1 protein-coding gene is annotated in these 471 nt (G+C 61.4%); it reads right to left on the reverse strand.

The window, feature by feature from the left end; all coding sequences use genetic code 11:
• Nucleotides 1-471, reverse strand: a 471-nt coding sequence (locus AC1D0P_RS29060; RefSeq protein WP_477679904.1) for an FAD-dependent oxidoreductase, incomplete at both ends; no start/stop codon positions are given.

A 471-nucleotide genomic window follows, 5' to 3' on the forward strand; every position in this document is an offset into this window, starting at 1 on the left:
GCCCTGGATGATGTCGACGCCCCGGCTGTCGGCGCCGCGGGCATAGCCCCAGGCCACGGCGTCGTGACGAACCGTGCCGCCGCGCCTCTGCAACAGGCCGCCCTGGATCGGAAACCGGGCATTGTCGTAGTCGAGAAAAGGCAGCATCGTTCTGACGGCGGCGCGGTCCAGCAGTTCGGCATCGACGCCGTGCAGGCGCATGGCGTTTCCGCGCCGGGTAAAGGCGTCGCGCTGGGCATCGGAATGGTAGAGATTGAGCACGCCGCGCTGCGACACCATGGCGTTGAAATTGAAATCCTGCTCCAGTCCTTCCCAGAGCTTCATCGAAAGTTCGTAGAACGGGTTATTGCCCGGCAGGAGATAATTGGAGCGGATGATCGTCGTGTTGCGTCCGACATTGCCGGAGCCGACATAGTTTTTTTCCAGTACGGCGACATTGGCGATGCCGTACTCCTTGGCAAGGTAATAAGC

The organism is Polaromonas sp. P1_G2, assembly GCF_056405515.1.